Here is a 22590-nt window from a genome sequence, read left to right as displayed (position 1 = left end):
GAGTAGATTGAAGATTTGCTCCTGCAGAGCGAGAGCTCTATTTAATAATCTAGCGCAGGAAAAAGCAAGGTTATGGAGCAGTTACTCTATCTTCTATCGTTGTGTTTATTGGTGGCTTGTCTGTGGGCAGTTATATCAGGAAAATTGTTTCTTGGAGGCCAGATAGTTGAGCGTGATTCTGAACGCGCGAGCTTTTATTTGGGATTGTCTGCGTATATTGTAATAGCTGTATTTGCCATTTTATTGGGGCTACTGGTGTTGGCGGGAAAGTTTGGCTGGATTTGATTGCACCTAGAATGTCATCTGTCTGCGACAGTATATTAAAGTCAAACTGAAGCCTTTTTTAATAAGGCTCTAGTCCTGGATTCAAGTAACAGGTGATGCGCTTAAGTGCTCCGGGTTCTTTCTCAGCTAAGCTAAGGCGAATAACGTCTAACCGATTGTATTGACAGAATTTTATTCAATTTTTAGTATGGGCTCACCCAAAAGCTTCAAAACAAATATTTAGGAGAGCCTGTGGATACAAATATATTAGAAGTTGCAGCCCGAAGCGAATGGCGATCAGGCCTGCAAACCCATAGTCAGATACGTGGCTTTGATCCTGTGGTGATGGACGAACCTAAAGCCCTGGGTGGCCAGGATCAAGGCCCGAACCCGTTAGAATATCTTGTGGCATCGCTTAATGGCTGTAAAGGCGTGATGATCCCGCTCGTTGCGAAAGAGTTAAATTTTGAGTTCAGCGAACTGACTTTCGACACCAAAGGGGTCGTTGATCTTCGCGGCCTGATGGGGCGGCCGGATGTTTCCACCCATTTCCAAAGCCTCACCTTCGCAGTGAACATCAAAACCAATGAATCCGCTGAGCGCCTGCAAATGCTGCAAGATGCAGTAGCCGAGCGCTGCCCTGTTTATAATCTTTTGCGCGATGCCAGCGTGTCGTTGCACACCCAATGGACTCGCATCTAAGGCTGCGAAAAGAGCCTGACGGACATACCCTTACTACAGATAAAAACCCAGCCGATGTGACAGTCGGCTGGGTTTTTTGTTCTATATTGAAAACCCTGCGAACCGAGGTCTATCCGGGCGCAAGGTGCCGCCTGACGCCAAACTGTCTTAAAACTGCCCCCGAACTGTCATAGCGCTGCTTTAGGGTGTGTCGGAAATACAAATACATTAGACACACCGAGGCGACCATGGAATTTCGCAAATCTCTTCTGGCTTTGGCCATCACCGGCACAGTCATCGCACTGGCAGGCTGCACAGACGACAATAACGCTACTGACGACGCAACCGGTACCAGCCAAACCCGGATCGAACTGAATGTATTGGGCACCTATGCCAGTGGCGCGTTCGACGAGAGTGCTGCGGAAATTGTCGCTCATGATCCGGCCAATCAGCGTCTGTTCGTAATTAACGCTAACGATTCGAACGTGGACGTGCTGGATATTAATGACCCGGAAATGCCCACTAAACTCAGCACTATCGATGCCAGTGCGGAAGGTGCATCGGCCAACAGCGTTGCGGTCTACGGCAACCTTGTAGCCGTAGCCATTGAAGCGGTGGTGAAACAGGGCAACGGAAAAGTGGTGTTCTACAACACCACCGACCTGAATAAGGTAGGGGAAGTGACGGTGGGTGCGCTGCCGGACATGATCACCTTCACCCGTGACGGCAAGGCCCTATTGGTCGCTAACGAAGGCGAGCCGAGCGATGACTACACGAACGACCCGGAAGGCTCCGTCAGCATCATCGACCTTTCCAGTGGCGTTGGTGCAGCGACGGTAACCGCTGCACGCTTCACTACTTTTAACACCCAACGGGCAGACCTGATATCACAGGGCGTGCGGGTATTCGGGCCAGGAGCCACGGTGGCTCAGGACATGGAGCCGGAATACATTGCCGTATCCTTAGACAACAAAACTGCCTGGGTCGTCCTTCAGGAAAACAACGCCGTGGCGGTGCTGGACATCGCCGCTGGTGAAATTACCGCTATCTTGCCACTTGGATTCAAGGACCATAGCATCGCTGGCAACGAACTGGACGCCAGCAACAAGGACGCCGGCATTAACATCCGCAACTGGCCAGTGTTTGGCATGTATAACCCGGACGCTATCGCCAGCTACGGCTATAACGGCGAGACCTATTATCTCACCGCCAATGAAGGCGACTCGCGAGACTACGATGGTTTCAGCGAAGAATTTCGCATTGCCGATCTGACCCTGGATGCGACGGCGTTCCCGAACGCCGCTGAACTTCAGGAAAAGGCCAATCTTGGGCGCCTTAACGTTACGTCGACACTGGGCCACGGAAGCTCCTGTGATCCGAGCAATCCCGCTAATGTGACATTGAACGGCGGCAAGTACGACACCACATATGTGGAGACGACCTGCGTCTATGAGAAGCTTTATGCCTACGGTGCTCGTTCCTTCTCGATCTGGTCAGCGGACGGCACGCAGGTGTTCGATAGCGGCAGCGATTTTGAGCGCATTACCGCTGACCTTATTCCGGACAACTTTAACGGGAACAACGACGAAAACTCCTTCGATAACCGTTCCGACGATAAAGGTCCAGAGCCAGAAGCCATCACCGTAGGGCAGATTGGCGATCAAACCTTCGCCTTCATCGGCCTTGAACGCGCTGGCGGTATCATGGTGTACAACGTGACGACTCCGCAGAACCCCGAGTTCGTGCAATACCTCAACAATCGGGACTTTTCCGCGTCGCAGACCGATCTGGAAAATGGACTGGCCGGGGATCTGGGGCCGGAAGGGATGGCCTTCATCGCTGCGAGTGAGAGCCCCAACGGTAAGCCCATGCTGGCAGTGGGCAATGAGGTGAGTGGAACCACCACGCTGTATGGCATTGATGTGATTGAGTTGGCAGCTAACTGATTCAGTTTTCTTGATGTGGACGCAATCCTTAAATAAGTCTATTATGAGACTCTCTGGTGGGTTGTGTCCAGTTTACGAAAGAGGGCAAGTGGTGACTGCAACCAAAGCGCAAAAATCGCCGGCTGATGCCCGCAGGAAGAGTGTCAGTGGCCTTAAGGCCGCCTTCAATATCCTGGACAAATGGGGATGCACTGCTGATCAGGCACAGGCGATTTTGAGACTCCCAAAGGCGACTTATTATAAGTACAGGAATGACCCGGAAAGTGCGCGTTTGGATCGAGATCAGCTTACACGCATCAGCTATCTGTTAAATATGCACCAGGCATTACGCATTGTGTTTGAGAATCCGGAGAACGTTTGCGGATTTATGCGCAAGCGGAACCACAACCCCTATTTTCATGGCAGGGCTCCGCTAGAAGTGATCGAAAGTGGCGATTTTGCAACGCTGTACGAAACGTTCAGGCGTATAGATACCCTGCGAAACGGTCTGTGGTAATGGCGCTCGACCTCCCAGCTATTAGTCTCTCGAAAACCAAGGGCTTCCGCTTGATCAACTCCAAGCTTCCTACCATCGACATCTTCAATGACGTGGCAGATCCGGATGAATTCCAGGATCTCTACGATCTGCAGGCCATGACCAACCCCCGCCTTAACCAAGAGGTGGGGAATCTCAACTATATTGATCTAGGCGAGATCCCCTGGGGCATTCCCGGTTGCCACTACGCGGCTGCGTCCTTCACCCATGTTGCTCCAGGCGGCAGCAGGTTCAGCAATGGGGAATTCGGGGTGCTCTATATTGCCGACACCATGGAAACAGCGCTGGCCGAGGTGGAGTACCACCAAGGCAAATATCTGGCAAATGTGGAAGACCTGAAGTTTGACCGGCTGATTTTCAGGGGGCTCGCGTGCACCTTTTCCGGCGATGTTATGCACGACGCCACTGAGCTTGCAGCAGAGCACGAGATTTATCATCCGGATGACTACACGGCTGCCCGGGCGCTGGGAGCCAGGCTCCGTGTCGCCGGATCTGAGGGAGTTCATTACTGGTCAGTACGAAATTCCGGAGCCATCTGCTGGGGCCTCTTCACACCGAGAAATATTCAGTCAATTGTCCAGACTGGGCACTATGAATTTATTGTGCGGGGTGGGGACATTATGGATAGAAGGAAGGTCGTGGGGGTTTGAGTAGTTTGCAGATGGCTTTCAGATCATCATGCTTTTTCGGGTCGCGATAGAAGTCGAAAATGTCCGTCAAACCATCATTTCCTTTTCAAACTGCTCCAATTTGACGTGCCACCCTTCAGGCAGAGGCGTCGCCTTGAGCTTTTTGATCGCCGTGCGGCTCTCGGCTTCAGAAAGTTTCAGCCTGGAAAGTGCCTTTTTCAATTCGCTGAGTTTAACGGAATTGGCTGGGGTGACGGTGAAGCTTCGTAGCAACTCACCTTCAGGGCGTGATTTCCACCGTAGCTTTGATTCCGCAACATGTCGCACCTCAACAACTTCATTACCAACCGAAAACGTCCTGTTGGCGCCGTTACTCCAAAACACGGTTTTGACAGGGGCCTGTGTCTGAAGGCCAAGGCGATAAGCGGACTCAATGCCCTGCCTCACCAGTGTGTAGCCGTTCTGTTGTGCCCATTTTTTGGCTATCTGTTCTGCGCTTGCCGTGATTTTGATCGATGGCATGCTGGCCAAGGTCTTTGGGCGTGCATAAATGCCTTTGGCCACTCGTTCAATTACACCCTCTTGGGCAAGCCTGCTCAGCGCTTTTTGCACAGACGCAGCGGTGCCCAATTCGTGGAACTGACTAATGGAAAACGGGACGCCCCACCTCATGCGCTGCAGTTGGCGGGTCACTTTCTCTGACGTAGACATGTTTTAACCTGACATAAGAAAAGTGAAGTGATTTTATAGTAGACCTTTCGTGTCAGTGCATGCAAGGGAGTTCGTGTCAGGACTATAGTGCTTGAGTGTAAAATTACAGCTTCTGAGGAACTGTTTTTGACCCAGCGAGCATCCGCAATATCAACAACGCAAACCCTCTCTGTGTCTGCTCATCGCCCAACACCTCCATAGAAAGCTTCTCATGGTCCGTCATGGCATCCAGCACCATGTCTGACACCCGCTTCGGAAATAACCCATGCATCACCTGTTCCGGAGAGTGGCTATTCACCTGGGCCATTACCGAGTCATCCCGGCGTATCCTGTCAGCCACGCCCTGGGCGAAGTGAAGCTGGTCTTCATCATTCACTTCTGAACCAAACAGGTCGTTCAGCGTCTCGATGATTTCAGAGATGCGCTTTTTCTCCGGGTCATGAGCCTTGCCGGAGCCCACATCAGAAAGCGGTTTAAGGGCGTACTCTTCGGATTCCTCGGAGAGCTTAAGCTGCTGCTCGTTGCTCTTGGTGAGTCGATAATGAGTCAGGGCCAGTTCTGACACATCGATTTCGTCATCGTCCAGGCGATCTATACGCAACAGGGGCGAAAGGTGCTTGGCGAAGACGCAGAGCTGTTCCAGCTCCCGGTCTTCATAGCTGACGATCTGTGACAGGAACTCGTAAGCCCGCACGAAGCTGGTCAGGTTCTTCTTGAAGAGATCCAGCTGGTCCAGGCCCTCGCCGATATCCTTGAGAGTTTTCTCGGCATTGGTCAGGCCGACTTTGTCACCATCGCTTTCAGCCCGCTTACGTGTGTCCCTGGCTGACTGCTTTTCATCCAGCAGGTTTTTATAGCGCTTGGTGAAGCGGTCTTTTGCTGGCTGGCAGTAGTAGGTGAGTTTGCTGGCTGCCGCCCGGGTGTCGTAGAAGGCGGTGGCGAAGGATTCGACTTCGTTCCAGTGGTAGATCTGTTCCTGGTCGAGCGCTGTCTGCAGGTCATACACCACCTGGGCATCGGAGACGCCCTCCAGCTCAGCATTGGTGTAATAAGGCAAAAAGGCTTCCAGCACTTCCTGGGGATCGTTGAAGAAATCCAGTACGAAGGTCTGCTTGCCCGGGAAGGTGCGATTCAGGCGGGAGAGGGTCTGTACACAGTCCACACCTTTCAGCTTCTTGTCCACGTACATCGCGCATAGCTTGGGCTGATCGAATCCGGTCTGATATTTATTGGCGGCGATCATCACGTTATAATCGTCGGTATCAAAGGCATCCGCCAGGTCACGGCCTTTCAATCCGGGATTCAGCAGTTGGCTATTTTCCGAGACCTCTTCGGGGATTACATCATCCGGCAGAATCGTGCCCGAGAACGCCACCAAGGGATGCACGTCGTGATAATTCTGTTCTTTGGCATAAGCCTGCATGGCCAGCTGGTAGCGCACGGCTTCCTGCCGGCTGCTGGTGACCACCATGGCCTTGGCCTGGCCATCCAGCAGGTGCTTTACATGCTCCCGGAAGTGCTCGACGATCACTTCCACTTTCTGGTTGATGTTGTATGGGTGCAGACGAACCCAGCGGGCCAGCTTGATGCGGGCCTTTTTCGAGTCCACCTCGTCATCCTCGCCGTTGGGGTGGGCCAGCTTCCAGGCGGTGGCGTAGGTGGTGTAGCACTTGAGCACATCCAGAATAAAGCCTTCCTCGATGGCCTGGCGCATGGAGTACAGGTGAAAGGCTTCCGGCTTGTTGCTGCCTGAGGGCGGCTCATCCGGGTTGGGTGACCGACCGAACAACTCCAGGGTCTTTGCCTTGGGGGTGGCGGTGAAGGCGTAGTAACTGATCTTCTCGCTGGGCTTGCGGGCAGTGACCGCCGCATCCAGAAGCTCTTCTGCGCTGATCTCTTCACCTTCAGGGGGCTCTTTACCTTCAGGAAGTGCGGCCCCCAGAATGGACTTGAGCTTGGTGGCAGAGGAACCAGTCTGTGAGGAGTGAGCTTCGTCCGCCACGACTGCATACTGCCCGGAGGCCAGTTGAGGATGCTTGTCCAGCGCTTCAAACAGAGCAGGGAAGGTCTGAATGGTGACGATGATGATGCGGGTGCGCTCAGCTAAGGCTTCCGCCAACTGTTCCGATTTGCTCTGGCTGCCAATGTCACGGGTAATCGGGCGCACAACCCCTTGGGCGTGTTCAAACTGGTAAATAGTGTCCTGCAGTTGCCGGTCTAGCACCGTGCGATCCGTTACCACAATAACCGAGCTGAACAGCTTGTTGCCCTCAGCATCGTACAGTTGGGCCAGCTGATGGGCGGCCCAGGCAATAGAGTTGGATTTGCCAGACCCGGCACTGTGCTGCACCAGATAGCGTTTACCCGGGCCTTCTTCCCGGGTAGCGTCCACGAGCTGATTGACCACATCCCACTGGTGGTAGCGGGGGAAGATCATTGTCTCTTTAGTGGTGCGCTTGCCGTGAAAATCTTCCTCGGTTTTCTTTTCCAGGTGCAGAAAACGCCCGATCACTTTCAGCCAGGCATCTTTCTGAAATAGCTGCTCCCAGAGATAGGCGGTGGCATAGCTGTTTTCATCCGGCGCTTGTGGGTTGCCCGCGCCGCCTTCATCAGTGCCACGATTGAACGGCAGAAAGAAGGTGTCTTTCCCGGCCAGCCGGGTGGTCATGGCGACCTTCAGCGGTTTACGCATACTTTCACCCCCGGCAACTTAAAACCGTGGCGCAGCACCTCTAAGGTGCCGCGCTTATCCAGTTCCCGGGTGGTGGCTTTGATCAGCACCTGTTCCGGGTTCTTCGGGTTGTTTTTGCAGAACTTGTCCCAGCGGCCTGGGTAAGCCGCTTGGAAGTAGCCAACCAGGTCTTCCGGATAAACCGCGTTTATCTTGTCGTACTCCGACGCCTTACCGATCAGCCAGCCCTGACTCTCAAGGGCGATCATGATGTCGTTCTGGAATACTCTCTCGCGGCTGTCCGCCATGACTGCTCCTTATATGGCGAGGGTTGGCCGAAGGCCATAAAAACACGTTTTAATTCGTTTCCTGAACACTGGCTCTTAAATCGCTCAGCGTGACCATCAGCATCATTGGATCAAGGGGCGAAGGGTTGAAACCCAGCCGTTGATAAAAATCTTTAGCCGACTCTGACAAGGCATGAACCACCATTCCCCGGATGCCAATGGCATCAGCCGCCTGAATAACTCGCAATCCAGCGTCGCGAACAAGGGCACGGCCCAACCCTGCGCCTTGATACGTGCGGTCAATGGCCAGCCGTCCAAGTATCACAACCGGAATCGGGTCTGGCATGTTGCGTTTGAAGCGTCCCGGGGTATGGTTTGCAACCACGGCACCCGACGCCAGGGCGTAATAGGCTTTCACATGATTGCCCTCACACACCACAAAGGTTCGGGATGCGCCACTGGCTTGATTCTTCAATGCACGGCGTTTGAGCCAGCAGTCCAGACTGGACTCCGTAGAATCAAAACTCTCCGTGTCGTGCTCCGGCCCAATGGGTGTGGGTGCCGATAGCGTCATTCGGTGTCCCAGGGTGCAGGGGCTTGCATGGTCTTACGCAGCCGCTCATTTGGTTTTGGCGGCAGATCCAGTTGGTCAAGAAACGCCTGATACGCTTCCGGTGTCACTGACAGTATGGCCTGATCCAGAATGGCTTCCTCGGCGGCAATGCGAGCCGCCTCAAGAACGAACTCGGTACGATTCTTTCCCCGAGCCTTGGCGGCGCGATCAATTAAGCTACGCTCTTCGGGTTTTATCCGAATGTTCAGGGTTTCACGCTTGGGCTGGTCAGTGTTTGCTGAAATCATGATGAGATTCCTCTGTTGATAGTTCCAAGCGTAGCAGGGCGTACTGCTAATGTCATTACAGGTAATGCAATCTCAATTTACACATCACCCTATCCTGAAGCTCCATTAGCGGGGAACAGGCAACGGCTGATCAGAATCCAGGCTATCGGCCCAGGCCAACACCGCCTGATGATCGATCACTTGCCCCGCGTCAACTTCGGTCAGCGCCTCTTGCGTCAGTTGGTCACGTTCATCCGCGCGGGCACTCCAGTCCGCCATGGATACCGGCACATGGGTGGTCATTACGCGGGTATTGGATTTAGACATAAGTGCACCTTTTATGGATGTGATTCATTGTGACTCAGTAAAAATCAGCCTGAATCATGCTGTCGCCTCCTGCCCGTCGCGCGCGACCTCCTTAAAGGCACTTTCATCGGCGGGTTGCTGCCAGTTGCGGACATCGATTTTGCCAGTGACGGCGGCTGAGATTATGGCTACGCGGCGCTCTTGTAACAGTGAGATTGCAGTGCCCGCTTTGCTGATGAGTTGATCAAGCCGTGACGTTAACTCTGAAACTCTATGTACGATCTCACTCTGCTCTTGGAAACAAGGCGGGGACGTAACCCACGGCGAAAGCACATTCGAGTTGGATAGGTTTGCTTGTTTTGTGCCTGATGGGAGTGAATAGATTTGGTTCAAATAATCTTCAGACTGAAGTAATAAAAGGAGGAAAGCTGGCTCGATCTTCTCTGATAAAGCAGTTATTTTGGCGACTCGCTGGTTCAGCAGGCTAGTCTCGTCGACGTCATACATTACGGCAAAACCATAGTCTCTTTTGCCAAGAGTCCCCGTAAGAGACATCAGCAGGTCGCCTCGTTTTACTTCAAAGTGTTTGTACTTTCCTCTGCTCGCCACTGGAACGTAGACAGGCTCCCGGTCAAGTTGAAGTTTGCTCTGGTAAAGGTTTCCGATCCGAATTAGTTGAACGCCAGACTCAGAGAATTCATTGCTGCTGAACGCATAGCCACCGTTAATTACCGCCTGGCGCTTTTCCTTGAGCAGTTCGATCAGGCGCTTCTGTTCGTGGATCAGGGTGTCGATTTTGGCGGTTTCGTGGTCGAGGAAGCGGGCGATTTGGATTTGTTCCGAGAAGGGAGGAAAAGGAACGCCAAGGTTTTCAAGTACAGCCATACCTATATTTTGTTGAGTCCCAAAGCTCCAGTTCAACGTGACACTTTCTTGAAAGTTTTTAGACCTCATAGCATGAAAAACGAATCTCGGATTTGCTATTGCCTCGCAGCGTATTACAGCCAAGGGCGACCATATGTTGAAATCCCGGTCTGTTTCAACAATAGCCACGACGCCGGTAGTGGCGCCGGATTTAACCATGAAGATATCATTCCGCTTAGGGCTATATTTTCGAGAGTATCGTCGATGTTCATCATGGGCGATGAATCGCGCCTTGGAGAAATTTATTTCACCTTTTGAAACGGCTTCCGCTGAGATAAATAGTACGCCTTCATCTAAAAACTCGGGGGTTTCGTGTGGGCCATCAGTAATTGGGGTGGCTACAATATGTTTTAGAGCTCTAAAACTCCACGAGTCTGGAATCTGATCGAACTCAGGAGTATTGGTAGTTTTATAGTTGCAATATGCTATAAAACTCATGCCGACAACTCCTCAATCATCTTTTTGATCCTGTTGGTACAGTGCTTGAGATCCGAGTCAATCTCGTCCAGCGGTCGAGGTGATGTGAAGACGTAGAATTGCCGGTTAAACGGAATCTCAAAACCGATAATACCCACCTCGCCATCCTGCTCATCCGTTTTGGACTCATCGATCCAGGCATCCGGCACGTGGGGTATCACCTGCCGCTCGAAGTAGTCGTACACCGACTCACCCAGGGGCACGTTCTCGTTATCCCGTAAACTGCTGTCAGGCTCTGGTTTGCCTTTGCTTTCACAGATATCCGCTTCCGGGTCACGTTCGCTCAACGCATTCATTAAAGCTTTGAGCTGCGGTGTGCCGGGGTAGACCTGGTGTTCAGTCAGCGAGGCTTTCAGTAGCTTCTGGAACCGTGGGCGGTTCTGGTAGAGGATGTTGCTGTCCATGGCGCGACAGGCGGCGAGGATTTTCCCCTGCTCTTCCGCCGGCATTTTCTGGATCGCCTTTTCTTCCGTGATGCGCGCAATACGCTCCTCAGAGGCCTGGAAGTTCAGGCGTAAGGGGCGCTCTACCGTTATGCGACGGTAGCCAAACGCGTCGTTGGGGAAGATCTTGCTCTTCTCCGTTTTCTGGAATTCCCCATAAAGCCGAACAATCTCATCCTGGTCGGCCTCACTGACAAGCTGGCGCTTGCTGCCCAGGGATTTGCGCATCTTGGATGCCCGGTCAGAGGCGTCAATCAGCTGAACCTTGCCCTTACGGTCTGCAGGCTTGTTGTTGGACAGAATCCAGATGTAGGTGGAGATGCCAGTGTTGTAGAACATGTCCGTGGGCAGGGCGACGATGGCTTCCACCATATCGCTTTGCAGCAGGTAACGGCGGATTTCGGATTCACCACTACCGGCACCACCGGTGAACAGCGGCGAGCCGTTCAGAATGATGCCAATGCGCGAGCCGCCATCCCGGGGGTCGCGCATCTTGCTGACCAGGTGCAGCAAAAACAGCAGGGAGCCATCAGAGACTCGTGGCAGGCCCGGCCCAAAGCGGCCATCAAAGCCTTTAAACTTGTGCTAATCAGTGACCTGCTTTTGGACCTTTTTCCACTCCACCCAAAACGGTGGGTTGCTGAGCATAATGTCGGCTTTTAAGTCGTAAAGCTGGTCGTCGGAGAGGGTATTACCCAGTTTGATTTGCTCGACCTTCTGGCCCTTGATCAGCATGTCTGCCTTGCAGATGGCGTAAGACTCCGGATTCAACTCCTGGCCGTGCAGGGAGACGGTCACCTTGTCACTGACCTGCTGAATGTACTCATCCCCTTCTGAGAGGAAGCCGCCTGTGCCAGCGGTGGGGTCGTAGATGGTGACGATGCTGTTGGGCTGCAGCTTATGTTCCTGGCCGGTCAGCACCAAGGAGGTGGTCAGGTGCACAATGTCACGGGGGGTGAAGTGTTCCCCGGCGGTTTCGTTGGAGCTTTCGGCAAACTTGCGAATCAGCTCTTCGAAGATCAACCCCATGCCGAAGTTGGAGATGCGTTTGGGGTTAAGGTCGATGCTGGCGAAGCGTTGCACCACCTGGTAGAGCAGATTGTTAGCACCGAGCTGCTGTACAAAATCCTCAAAATGGAAATGCTCGAAGATCTCCCTGGCATCCTGGCTGAAGGACTGCACGTAGCTCATCAGATCGTCAGCGGTCTGAGTGTCTGACAGCGAACCTAGTGACAGCGGTGAGGCATTGAAAAAGGGCTGCTCAGCTTCGCGCAGGAGCAATTTCTCGCGCACGGCGTCTGGCTTATCAACATGCGCCCTGGCGCCGACCAGCAACTTGTCCTTGGTGGGCTCCAGGACACATTCCAGGCGCCTTAATAGAGTGAAGGGGAGAATGACGCGGCCATACTGGGACTGCTTGAAATCGCCCCGTAGAAGGTCTGCTACGGACCAGATAAAGGCGGCGATCTGACTGTTATTCTCGGCGTTCACTCGGGGACGACTCCATGCGGTTGGTATTCTTAACTGGTGACTGCCCGAGGGTAGCCCAGAGAAAATTGTTTTGTGAGGGGTGAGCTGGAAATGGAGTAATAAACCCGTGGCTCTTCCTGAGGCAATACCATACCAGAATTCAAGAGTTTGGATGAGAGCCAGCTCTGCGATTTCCGAGGGGGCTGATAAACTGGAATTTACTGGGAAGGTCTTTTAAAGCGAAGAGTTGCGATCCTGATTGGATCTTGATGGAAGGGTAACTGGCGCCCTCGGCAGGACTCACATTAACCATTAACTAATTGATTAATATAAGTATTAAATTTATTAATTTTCAATATACCCCTTTTTATACCCCCAGATAAATCTAGATAAACGGGATTGGTTCCCATTGTTAGAGTTTCGTCCATAATTCTATCGCTTGCTAATAGGTTTAAGTATCATTCAATAATTCAGGGTTTTGCACTTAGTCGAATGCCAGCAGTGGTCTAGTCAGCTCTTCATTATTCTATGGCAAGCCCTCGGTAAAGTAGACACCTGATAGCTTTGCACTAAACGCTGAGTCTACAGGTGGTGGTGGTGAGCGGAAAGCGATACTCCGAGGAATTCAAAATTGAAGCGGCCAAGCAGATTGCGGAACGGGGCTATAAAGTATCCGACGTGTGCCGAAGACTGGGTATGGCAGTCTCTAATGGATCAAGCTTTATGGTGACCCCGGCAGTCAGCATCAGCACATCACGGAGCAGCAGGATGAGCTTCGCCAGCTTCGTGCCGAACTGCGTCGGGTGATCGAGGAGCGCGACACACTAAAAAAGGCCGCGTGGTACTTTGCCAAAGAGTCCGAGTAAAGTATCGCTTCATCAGGGCTCACCAGAATGAATTTCGGGCCCGTGTCATGTGGCGAGCCTTGGGTGTCCACTTCAGCGGTTTCTATGCCTGGCGACACATACCCGAGAGCCCGCGCACCAAGACCAACCGCCGCCTGGTTGGTTTGATAAAACAAGCCTGGCTCGAAAGCGGTGGCGTGTATGGCTACCGGAACATCGCGCTGGATATGAGGGGTCTTGGTGAACGATGCAGCAAGAACTGGGTTTACCGGTTGATGACGGCGGAAGGTATCCGTGCTCAGCGCGGCTACAAACGCCACAAGGGCTATTACGGCGGCAAGCCCGCCCATGTTGCACCAAACCATCTGAATCGAGAGTTTGAGGCCTATAAGCCGAATGACCGATGGGTGACTGACATAACCTACAGCCGTGCCTACGAGGGCTTCCTGTACCTTGCAGCGGTTCTGGACTTGTTCTCACGAAAAATCGTTGGCTGGTCCATGAAATCGCAAATGCCGACAGACCTAGTTATGGATGCGCTGCTGATGGCCTCCTGGAAGCGCAGACCTAAGCAGGAGGTCTTGATCCACTCCGATCAGGGCTCACAGGACACCAGCCGCGAATGGCGGGACTTCCTGAAAGATCACCGGCTCAAACCCAGTATGAGTCGGCGCGGCAACTGTCACGACAATGCCGTTGCTGAAAGCTTCTTCTCGTTGCTCAAGAGCGAGCGGGTAAAACGGAAAATCTACAAGGATCGGAAAACAGCTCGTCAGGATATCTTCGATTACATCGAGATGTTTTATAACCCGGTTCGCCGACATGGCAATAACGGTGGGCTTTCCCTCGTGGATTTTGAAAAGCAGTATTTTATGAAGCTGTCAGGTGCCTAGAATCTTAAGGCCCTGCCAATCGGTAGAATAGCAAAAGGCACTGATTTCCTGGGGGGTTCAGTTCAGCCCCAGTGGCTTAAGTTGGCAATAAAGACTCTGGAGAATTTCTCTGTTCGACTGCATCGGCTTTGTGATCAAAAGAAAACCGCCCCTGATCTGGAGGCGGTTCTTGGTGACTACGTAAGGCATTGGTGGAGATGGGTGTTTGCCGCGTTGAAAGAAGGGCTAACTAAGCCTTTAATGCTTGTACCTTGCGGCGACGAGACAAACCCAACCCGGCGAGGCCCAAGCCTAACAATGCAAGTGATCCGGGTTCCGGGACAGTAGCAACGGGGGCGGACCAAAGTGCGTAAACATGGTTCTGCCAGCCGATACTACTAAGACTAGTGGCCGCGGCCAGCGCAGCGCTATAAACTATGTCGCCTCGGAGGTTGGACGAATCTACGTTTCCCGCGACAGCTACGTTAGCAGCCGGAATACCGTTGTCGGAAGTGAAAAATGAATACGGCGTGTTAACGATGCAGACACCCGGAGCACCTCCAGTGCACCCGAACGTCAATTGAGGATCGGAATCGTAGGCGAGACCGCCCGCTACATCGAGAAAGACCTGATCAAGTAAGGCATTAGACGCAAGCTCAGCCGCTGCATAATCAGAAAAGACAAACGTAGAAGGGTCGCAGCCACTAAAGACGGAATCACAAGATCCGTTTTCAAAAGCAACATCATATAGACTGGTACCAACTGTAACGCTTTTGGCTCCCACGAGGATGCCGTCATTAAACTCCAGTATAGGATCAGCCGTGACCGATCCGAACCCTGTGAGCAACAAGAGTGCAATCATCAGTTTCGGCACTAAAATAACCTTTCTCATAAAACCCCCTCTGAATTCAATATGTTGTATAATAACCTTATTAACTCGCTGGGAATTCGGGACAAGTCATGGATGATCCATGGCAGCCTCGAACCGCACATCATCAATCAATTCCACATAAATCGGTCTAAGTGGTTATTCCTTAACGTGTATAAAAGAAGCAAATATTCTGCCATGTTACACAAACTGTTTTATTTCGGTGACCTATAAAAAAATCGGCTTGGCGAAGACAGTTAAGTGTAAAAAATACTGACATATATGTTGTTCTTACTGGCCCTGCGGGAAATTGGCCCGTGGTGACCCGTGGTGACCCGTGGTGAATGGAAGAACGTCAACGTTTTCGGCTGCAGGCGATGATCTGCCTTCAATGAGGTCCGAGATCGAGAATGACAGGCTAAACATTCGGAACTATCAAAACCGGTTCTATTCGAAACGCATTATTTTTCGAAGCTATCAGACGTTTAGAACATCTGGGGCTTGCCAGTAAAAATTCCCGACGTTCATGGGGTATAGACGCTCATTCGATTCACAAACACTCCCTTGAGGTTTGCATGCAACGGCAAGCCTCAAGTAATAGTGTGAATGCTGATACTGGCTCCAATCCGCTAGACCTTGCGTAAGGCGGTAATGACACAAGTGCTATTTTTGGCGAGATCACTGGCGCTTTAAACGGGCTGACGGACCAAGAGATGATTGTAGGGCTGGCGCAAATTGGTCGGCTTGGGAAATCTGCGCCCTAGCCATGTTAATTCAAGATTACAGCTTCCATAGCTCAAAAGACCGCGTGCCACTTCCGTCTGAACGTGTGCAGTCCACCCACAAAACTGGACCGCCCTTGACCGGCGTTATGCTGTGCATGATGCGGCAGGCATAAGTTTGCCCCCCGTCGTCGAAGAACAACTCGCCGGTATCAGATCTGCTTGCATCAGAACGGGCGTTGGCGGCAGGACTTGCGTCGTTCTCCCAAAGTGGCGTGCCTTCAGGAAGCCGATAGCGGAGAACACTGATCGCTTCCCCGTCACGAATTCTTTGCACGGAGCGATAACCCGGAACCATGACTTTTTCCTCCGTGTCGCGGGTGTGAAAAGTGCCAGCGTAATAACCCAGGAATTCTAGCCCACCAACGGGCCCACTCTCACCGTCTATATTCAACAGCAGCTCACCGGCATTGCTGCCAAGTGACCATGTAAAACTTCCGGTCTCTACAGGATCGCTCAAAATCTCACCTGATTAGCAATGAAGCTCAGCCGACCGAATGACCCGCTGAGGCCGTGGCGCGCAGCGCACGGCCGCGATGAGCAGCCGTGTCGGCAGCGCCCTGAGATCAAAGCGGCGGTTGAATCGATAGCTGAACGCGGCAAGGTAGCGCGCCGCATACTTCTGGAAGCCGAAGGCATGGTACGTCCCCGACAGGCTGGTCTTGAGATTGCCAAGCACGGTATTGATCCAATGGAACTCGGGCACGTCCCGGGGTTTGCGCCCCGCCACCACGGTGGGCTGATGCGTACAGTCTGCGCTGGTGACGGCACCGAAGCAGGCCAGACCGTCGGAGTATACCGTGCTGCCAGGCCGCAGCGTCGTCTTGGCCCACTCGGCGATCGCCTCACGGCTGAAGGCCGCGACGGGGGTGAGCCTGACGTACCGCGGACGGCCCGCCTCGTTGAGCGAGACGGCGGCCACGAACGGTACCTTGTTCTCCGATCCGCGTCCGGCCTTGCCGCCGCTGCGCTCGCCGCCCAGGTAGGCATCGTCGATTTGCACTTGACCATCGAGGACGTAGCGCGCCTCGCGCTCCACCATCGCCTCCATCACCTTGTGGTGGATGAGCCAGGCCGTCGGGTAGCTCACCCCGAGGTCACGCTTGAGGGCCAGCGACGACAGCCCGGTCTTGGCCTGGCTGATGAGGTGGATCGCCAGGAACCAGGTGGCCAACGGCAGCTTGGTGCCCTGCATCAGGGTACCGGCGATCAGCGAGGTCTGGTGGCGACAGGCGCAGCACTGGTACAGCGTATGGTGCCGCCGACGCACCCGAGAATAGGCCGTGCCCTCGCAGCGCGGGCAGCGAAAGCCGTTCGGCCAGCGCGTCTGCTCTAACGCCGCCGCACACTGCGCTTCGGTCCCATAGCGCTCGAAAAACTCGGGCATCGACAGGCCGGGCTGGAACTGGATGGGGTTCATGGCCATGGCGTCATCCTCCATCGAGAAGCTATACGTATATACAGTATAGCGCTCGCCGCCATAAAGAAAAGCCGGGCTGACGGTCGTTGCTAATCAAGAAATCTCATAGCCACCCGTTTTATCTGCCTCCAGAGTCAAAAAGCTGTTCTCGCCGGTTAAGTGGGTGCCACCAGAGAATTCCGTAAATTCGCCAGTGACCAGCTGATCGTTGAAGCGATCAACGCCGGTTCGGACGAAGTACTGCACCTCAATCTGGCGGTCAGCTCCAAGGTCAATGTTACAGCTTGCGGTAAACCGGTTACGGTCGCCTGAAAGAATCGTGCAGGTATCCCGGATTGCACCGTTAGTGAAGCTGAATGTCCGGCCATCGACCTGCCAGGTAATATCGGAAGCATTCTGACTGCTGCAAAGGTCCTCGGCGCGAGCACGAGTGCCGATCCAGCCTCTGTCATCACCCTCGTCGCTGCATTGATTCCACTCCTCATAAGTACCGCTGACGCTGTCATTTAAAGTAAGTCGACCAGCGTATTCGCCAAAATTCTGGGTGTAGACATCCCATTGGGAAATCGTACCGTCACTGAGTGTGAGGATGTTCCCTGGCAGTTGCAGACCTTCCAGAGTCAGATCGAAATGGGCAAGAGCGGATTCTTCATCGACCAGAGCGGTAGCTGTATTAAACGACTCGTTCAATTCTACGAGTGCAGACGCAATCTGAGTATCAAAATTGGGGTCATCCAATTGCTGGCCTGCGAGGACATCTGCCAGCCCGTTATTTTCAAGCTCTGTCGGGCTGGGCAAGTCAATACCGTTTTCGGGATTGCCGTCCCGGTCCAGTGTCTGTAGCAGCCTGAGCAGATTTCTTGTGCTCCGCCCATACGGCTCGGAACCGCGAGTCTCGCCACGCAATTCAGCCGGTGTGATGATGGTGTTGGTCCCACTCAATGTCACGGTTCCAAGATCAAGGCCTGCAAGCCTGAAGGTCACTGGCTCGCCTACATTGAACCCAAATCGACCTGCCGCATCGGTCTCGCCGTCGATCCCATTGGCGGAAAAGGTCAGATTGCCCACGGCGGAATCCACAAGATATCCGACTGATTGGGGTGAGCTGTCATTCGAATCGGCCGAGTCACCAGTATCGTCCGGGCTGCTACTGTCGCCGCCTCCACACCCAACCAATAAAAGGGCGGCAAACAGAGGGATCCAAAGAACTCTATTAAAAGTATGCCTGTACGATTTTTCCATGAGATATCTCCAACTTCTTAGCCTCTTAGCCTGGGGCTAGATTTTTCCGTGTTTAACACCCAGATCTCAGATCAGAGAGCATATTATTAATTTGGTGAGATCAGGACCTGAGTTGATCGTTGATAAAATCATCGGACAGAGCGGCAACATTGTTGAACAACAAAGACGACATACACTGACCGCTATTCTTGTTCTAAAAGACCCACGAACGAGAGGCTGATTGAGGCCACGACAAGGCCTGAATATTGGTTTTGTCTTACCACTTAAAAAATATACAAATACCATGCCATACTGCTAAAAATTTATTTATTTCGACTACCTATAAAAAGTTCGATTTAGTGAAGACAGTTAAGTGTAAAAAAAATGGACAAGTATGTTGTGCTTACTGACCTTGCGCGCCCTGTGGGAAATTCACCGGTAGTGACTGGAAGGACGTCGACGTTGTTGGCAGCAGGCGACGATGTGCCTGTGATGGGGCTGGGGATCTTTAACGATAGGTCCAAACACGCGGACTATCAAAACCGAGCTGTGTTCGAGACGCAGCATTTCATGAAGTTGTGAGGTGTCTAGGATATCGGGGCTTGCCACTAACAAGTATTTGAGCAGTCGTGAAAACGCGTGGTAATTAATGCCAGAGCCGCGTCTATCCGAAATTATTTCAAACCTATATCACTCCTGTGAAGTCCGGCACAACCAGTGCCTTGCCCAGTAATTCACAGAGGTCAATCCAATGCCTGAACAATGCCCCAACTGCCAGTCTGTCCGGATCGGCAAGTACAACTACGGTAAGAAAACGGCCGGTGTCATCGGCGCGTCTGCTGGGACCTATGGCGGGTATGCCGCTGCCACGGCTGGCGCTCAGGCGGGTGCGGCTTTGGGAATAGTGGCTGGTCCTGTTGGCGCAGCAGTCGGCGGCATCAGTGGCGCTTTAATCGGTGCGCTTCTGGGCGGCGCAACCGGTGCATCTGCTGGCGTGATTCTGGGCGATGTCCTGGACGACCGTGTCCTCGACAATTACCACTGCCTAGAGTGTGGTTATTCTTTCAGTGCCGATTCCGGCTCTGAGAACGACATCCGTTAATTCCCCCCGCATTTTCTAAGGAGAACAACCATGGCTCATCTCATCGAGCAAATGGCCTATGTTGGCCAAACCCCTTGGCATGGCCTGGGGAATCAACTCACATCAAATCAGCCTCTGGACGTTTGGGCGAAGCAGGCCGGTCTGGATTGGCAGATTGAAGAAAGTCCCGTGCGGTTCGTTACCAATAGCTCCGGCCACCTTGGGGAAATCCTGGCGTATCCGGACAGTAAGGTGCTTTACCGCTCGGATACCAAAGCTCCGCTTTCGGTCGTGGGTAATCGGTTCAAAGTGGTTCAGCCAGAAGAAATACTGGAGTTCTATCGGGACCTGACTGAGGTATCGGGCTTTGAGCTGGATACCGCCGGTGTATTGAAGGGCGGTCGCAAAATGTGGGCCCTTGCCCGTACCGGTCAATCCGGCATGCTCAAGGGCAACGATCAAACGAACGCCTACGTGCTATTGGCTACCGCCTGTGACGGCACCATGGCAACCACCGCACAGTTCACCAGTATCCGCGTGGTCTGTAACAACACACTCGCTGTTGCCTTGAAGGGTGCCACGGCCAACGCGGTCAAGGTGAAGCACAACACAGCTTTCGATGCGAACTTGGTGAAGAAGCAGTTGGGCATATCGGTGTCGGCCTGGGACGACTTCATGTACCGCCTCAAGACTCTGAGTGAGCGCAAGGTAAAAGCCACCGAGGCCAGAAATTACTTCTTGAAAGTGTTTACGGAAGATGTGAAGGAGGGCGTTGGCAAAACCAATGAACGAGCCATGGCAAAAGCGCTTGCACTTTATGAGGGCGAGGGTATGGGCGCAGCCTTGGCGTCATCCGATGGCACAGCCTATGGCTTAGTCAATTCAATAACCGAATTCATTGATCACCACCGCAGAGCTAAGACGATTGATCATCGCGTGGACTCGGCTTGGTTCGGAACCGGCGCTGCCGTCAAAAACCGTGCGCTAGAACAGGCCATGTCCCTTGTGGTTTAACACCCTTTAATAAAACTAAAACGTCATAAAGCCCCGCTTGAGCCTAGTGCTCTTGCGGGGCTTTTTTATGTCTGGAGGAATTACCATGGGCATGAATGCAACAGTAGTTCATAAGCAGCGACCAGCTTTAAGGCTGGTCTCCACCAAAGATCTCAGTCGTGACGAATGGCTGAATGTGCGCAAGCAGGGCATTGGCAGTAGCGATGCCTCTGCAGCCATTGGCATGAACCCGTATCAATCCCAGCTTGAGCTGTGGATGGTGAAAACCGGGCGGGATGCGAGCTTACCAAAGCCGGATTCAGACGACCCCAGCTCACCGGTGTATTGGGGTCATGTTCTGGAGCCCATCGTAGCTGAGCAATACAGCCAGCAGACAGGCAGAAAGGTACGCCGAGTGAATGCGGTACTGCAGCACTCTGACCCGGATAAGCACTGGATGCTGGCGAACCTTGATTACGCCGTAGCAGGCGATGAAGAAGTGCAGATCTTGGAATGCAAAACCGCAGGCGAGTTTGGTACGCGTCTGTGGAAAGAGGGCGTGCCGGATTACATCCAGTGCCAAGTGCAGCATCAGCTGGCTGTGACGGGTAAGCAGGCCGCCGATGTCTGCGTGCTGCTGTGTGGGCAAGAACTGAAAATCTATCGAATTGAACGGAATGAAGAGCTCATCGACGCACTGATTGAGCTGGAGCGCCAGTTCTGGGACTTCGTTGAAACGGATACACCGCCACCAGTTGACGGAACCGATTCTGCCGATCGAGCGCTGCGCCACCTCTACCCAATTGATAAAGGGGAAACCCTGGATTTCAGCCAGAGCAAAGATCTGTCCCAGGCGTTTGACGAGCTTCTGGCCATTCGTTCTGAAATGGAAACCCTGAAATCCACCGAGTCGCATTTGAAGCAGCGCATCCAAAGCCAAATGGGTGAAGCTTCAAAGGCCACTTTCCCAAGTGGGAGCGTTAGCTGGAAACGAAGCAAAGATTCCGTCGGGCTGAATACGAAGAAGCTGCTTCAGGATCAGCCAGGGCTTATGGATCAATATCCAATCACCAAGTCGGGAAGCCGACGGTTCCTCATTCAAGCATGAACACCCCATTGGCCACGCGGGTATGACAAGTGCCCCGCGGCTCTTTTTCAGGAGAGTCATCATGATCAAAGGTTTGGCTATTACGCCTCCCGTGTTGGGGCGCATCAGCATTGGTCGGGTCGTTGAAAAGAACGGCATCCGACTGCCTCAAAAAGATAATCAATTCACCATTACCTCCCAGGTTCAGGAGAAAAGCGGATGGGTTACCCACCCCATAGATGAAGAGCTACGAAAAGACGCGCCGAACGGCAAGCTGCGAACCATTCCTGTGCGCATGCTGTTCAACGAAGCAGATCTTAACCTGCGGGCTGAGTACACCATGTTCGATCGGAAAAGCGGTCGACCTATGTGTGTAGGTAATGGCGACACGTGTAGGCGTCTGACGCAGTCAGGAGTGCAATCTTTGCCATGCCCCTCACCAACCTTGTGTGAGTTTGGTAAAGGCGGGCTGTGTAAGCCCTATGGCCGTCTGAATGTGAAGGTTGGCGATGATGATGACGTGGGCACGTTCATCTTCCGCACAACGGGCTACAACAGCATCCGAACGCTTGCGGCCAGGCTGAGCTACTACCAGGCAGTCTCTGGCGGTCTACTTGCGTATATGCCGTTGGAATTGAAGCTACGGGGCAAAAGCACAACACAGAGCCATCGGACGCCGATCTACTACGTGGATTTGGTTATCAAGGAAGGGGTGCCATTGCAGGAGGCGGTTGCCCAAGCCAGAGAGAAAGCCAGACAGATGAAGGAGGAGGGCGTTGACCAGGCTGCGCTGGATAAGGCGGCAGCTAAGGGATTCGAGAATGCGCTGTTTGAGTATGACGAGGACGAGATGAACCAGGTAGTTGAAGAGTTTTATCCTGCTGCGGCAGACGAAGGCTCGCTGGATAATTCTTCTGTCGTATCAAAACTGCGGAAAGATCTGAACTCCACTAAGTCGGCTTCTGGGTAGATGTTGACGAGTGGTCCTCCACGGGCCACTCGCCTGGGCCCATGCACGTTTTTTTTGTTGGGAAGCGCTGGCTTGAGAGTAAACCGGGCAGGGTTCATCACTCGCAGGCGCAAGCAGGCAATAAAGAATTCAAGCGATCACATGGTGGTGCTCGAGTGATTGAGTTAAGCTACTGTTAAATATAAGACTTGGCCCCGTGTGGCGTGACAGAAAAGTGGCTTTATCGAGAGCACACTTTTTTGAAATATCGTGGAAACGGGGTAGAGC

18 protein-coding genes and 3 pseudogenes are annotated in these 22590 nt (G+C 53.0%); 10 read left to right on the top strand and 11 right to left on the bottom strand.

Translation table 11 applies throughout. The features are described 5' to 3' along the window. Positions 1-72 precede the first annotated feature (72 nt). The 5 genes from CPH80_RS08305 to CPH80_RS08285 all read left to right on the top strand — a co-directional run bounded on the left by CPH80_RS08305 (position 73) and on the right by CPH80_RS08285 (position 4076). Entirely contained in the window at positions 73-285 is a 213-nt protein-coding gene (locus CPH80_RS08305; protein ID WP_096276835.1) for a hypothetical protein, read from the top strand. A 231-nt stretch (positions 286-516) separates the two neighbouring features. After that, on the top strand, positions 517-966 hold the full coding sequence (locus CPH80_RS08300) for an OsmC family protein (protein WP_197703624.1): 450 nt from the start codon (positions 517-519) through the stop codon (positions 964-966). Positions 967-1193: 227 nt separating this feature from the next. Beyond that, positions 1194-2891, top strand: coding sequence for a choice-of-anchor I family protein (locus CPH80_RS08295; RefSeq protein ID WP_096276833.1), 1698 nt, complete (start codon positions 1194-1196; stop codon positions 2889-2891). 91 nt (positions 2892-2982) lie between these two features. Beyond that, positions 2983-3387, top strand: a complete 405-nt coding sequence (locus CPH80_RS08290; protein ID WP_096281495.1) for an antitoxin Xre-like helix-turn-helix domain-containing protein — start codon at positions 2983-2985, stop codon at positions 3385-3387. Further along, on the top strand, positions 3387-4076 hold the full coding sequence (locus CPH80_RS08285; protein ID WP_096276831.1) for an RES family NAD+ phosphorylase: 690 nt from the start codon (positions 3387-3389) through the stop codon (positions 4074-4076). The genes CPH80_RS08290 and CPH80_RS08285 overlap by 1 nt, the downstream gene beginning before the upstream one ends. A 66-nt stretch (positions 4077-4142) precedes the next feature. On the opposite strand, the gene CPH80_RS08280 is transcribed toward CPH80_RS08285, so the two are convergent. The 7 genes and pseudogenes from CPH80_RS08280 to CPH80_RS08250 form a co-directional block, all read right to left on the bottom strand. Beyond that, the gene (locus tag CPH80_RS08280; protein WP_096276829.1) at positions 4143-4766 is read right to left on the bottom strand and encodes a DUF6088 family protein; all 624 of its coding nucleotides are present in this window, start codon (positions 4764-4766) and stop codon (positions 4143-4145) included. 103 nt (positions 4767-4869) lie between these two features. Beyond that, positions 4870-7745, bottom strand: a pseudogene (locus CPH80_RS08275) (type I restriction endonuclease subunit R). A gap of 49 nt (positions 7746-7794) precedes the next feature. Then, entirely contained in the window at positions 7795-8298 is a 504-nt protein-coding gene (locus CPH80_RS08270; RefSeq protein ID WP_096276828.1) for a GNAT family N-acetyltransferase, read from the bottom strand. Continuing rightward, on the bottom strand, positions 8295-8585 hold the full coding sequence (locus CPH80_RS08265) for a DUF1778 domain-containing protein (protein ID WP_096276826.1): 291 nt from the start codon (positions 8583-8585) through the stop codon (positions 8295-8297). Before CPH80_RS08265 ends, CPH80_RS08270 begins: the two co-directional genes overlap by 4 nt. Positions 8586-8690: 105 nt before the next feature. Then, positions 8691-8891 (bottom strand): CopG family transcriptional regulator, encoded by a 201-nt coding sequence (locus CPH80_RS08260; RefSeq protein WP_096276824.1) that lies wholly within the window; start codon positions 8889-8891, stop codon positions 8691-8693. Between the two features lie 54 nt (positions 8892-8945). Beyond that, on the bottom strand, positions 8946-10232 hold the full coding sequence (locus CPH80_RS08255; RefSeq protein ID WP_096276822.1) for a restriction endonuclease subunit S: 1287 nt from the start codon (positions 10230-10232) through the stop codon (positions 8946-8948). After that, positions 10229-12205, bottom strand: a pseudogene (locus CPH80_RS08250) (type I restriction-modification system subunit M). The gene CPH80_RS08255 and the pseudogene CPH80_RS08250 overlap by 4 nt, the downstream one beginning before the upstream one ends. Before the next feature lie 576 nt (positions 12206-12781). Here CPH80_RS08250 and CPH80_RS08245 point away from each other — a divergent pair. Beyond that, positions 12782-13922 (top strand): annotated as a pseudogene (locus tag CPH80_RS08245) (IS3 family transposase). Between the two features lie 229 nt (positions 13923-14151). On the opposite strand, the gene CPH80_RS22375 reads toward CPH80_RS08245, so the two are convergent. The 4 genes from CPH80_RS22375 to CPH80_RS08225 form a co-directional block, all read right to left on the bottom strand. Continuing rightward, positions 14152-14793 carry a PEP-CTERM sorting domain-containing protein gene (locus tag CPH80_RS22375; RefSeq protein WP_096276820.1) on the bottom strand — a complete coding sequence of 214 codons (642 nt, stop codon included), beginning with the start codon at positions 14791-14793 and terminating at the stop codon, positions 14152-14154. A gap of 756 nt (positions 14794-15549) precedes the next feature. Continuing rightward, the gene (locus CPH80_RS08235) at positions 15550-16011 is read right to left on the bottom strand and encodes a hypothetical protein (protein ID WP_096276818.1); all 462 of its coding nucleotides are present in this window, start codon (positions 16009-16011) and stop codon (positions 15550-15552) included. A 12-nt stretch (positions 16012-16023) separates the two neighbouring features. Further along, positions 16024-16977, bottom strand: a complete 954-nt coding sequence (locus tag CPH80_RS08230) for an IS1595 family transposase (RefSeq protein ID WP_096276816.1) — start codon at positions 16975-16977, stop codon at positions 16024-16026. An 87-nt stretch (positions 16978-17064) separates the two neighbouring features. Next, entirely contained in the window at positions 17065-18039 is a 975-nt protein-coding gene (locus CPH80_RS08225) for a hypothetical protein (RefSeq protein ID WP_157746870.1), read from the bottom strand. A 904-nt stretch (positions 18040-18943) separates the two neighbouring features. Between CPH80_RS08225 and CPH80_RS08215 the strand changes: the two genes are divergently transcribed. From CPH80_RS08215 to CPH80_RS08200, 4 genes are all read left to right on the top strand, one after another. Next, entirely contained in the window at positions 18944-19294 is a 351-nt protein-coding gene (locus CPH80_RS08215) for a hypothetical protein (protein ID WP_096276810.1), read from the top strand. Positions 19295-19324: 30 nt separating this feature from the next. Continuing rightward, on the top strand, positions 19325-20287 hold the full coding sequence (locus tag CPH80_RS08210) for a DUF932 domain-containing protein (protein ID WP_096276808.1): 963 nt from the start codon (positions 19325-19327) through the stop codon (positions 20285-20287). Positions 20288-20354: 67 nt separating this feature from the next. Beyond that, on the top strand, positions 20355-21374 hold the full coding sequence (locus tag CPH80_RS08205) for a YqaJ viral recombinase family protein (RefSeq protein WP_413772264.1): 1020 nt from the start codon (positions 20355-20357) through the stop codon (positions 21372-21374). 61 nt (positions 21375-21435) lie between these two features. Next, entirely contained in the window at positions 21436-22323 is an 888-nt protein-coding gene (locus CPH80_RS08200; protein WP_096276805.1) for a hydrolase or metal-binding protein, read from the top strand. The last annotated feature ends 267 nt before the right edge of the window (positions 22324-22590 follow it).

It is taken from the genome of Marinobacter sp. LV10R510-11A (genome assembly GCF_900215155.1).
Lineage (GTDB): Bacteria > Pseudomonadota > Gammaproteobacteria > Pseudomonadales > Oleiphilaceae > Marinobacter.
The sequence above is the reverse complement of the archived record's forward strand: the minus strand, read 5'-3'. Positions and strand labels throughout refer to the sequence as shown.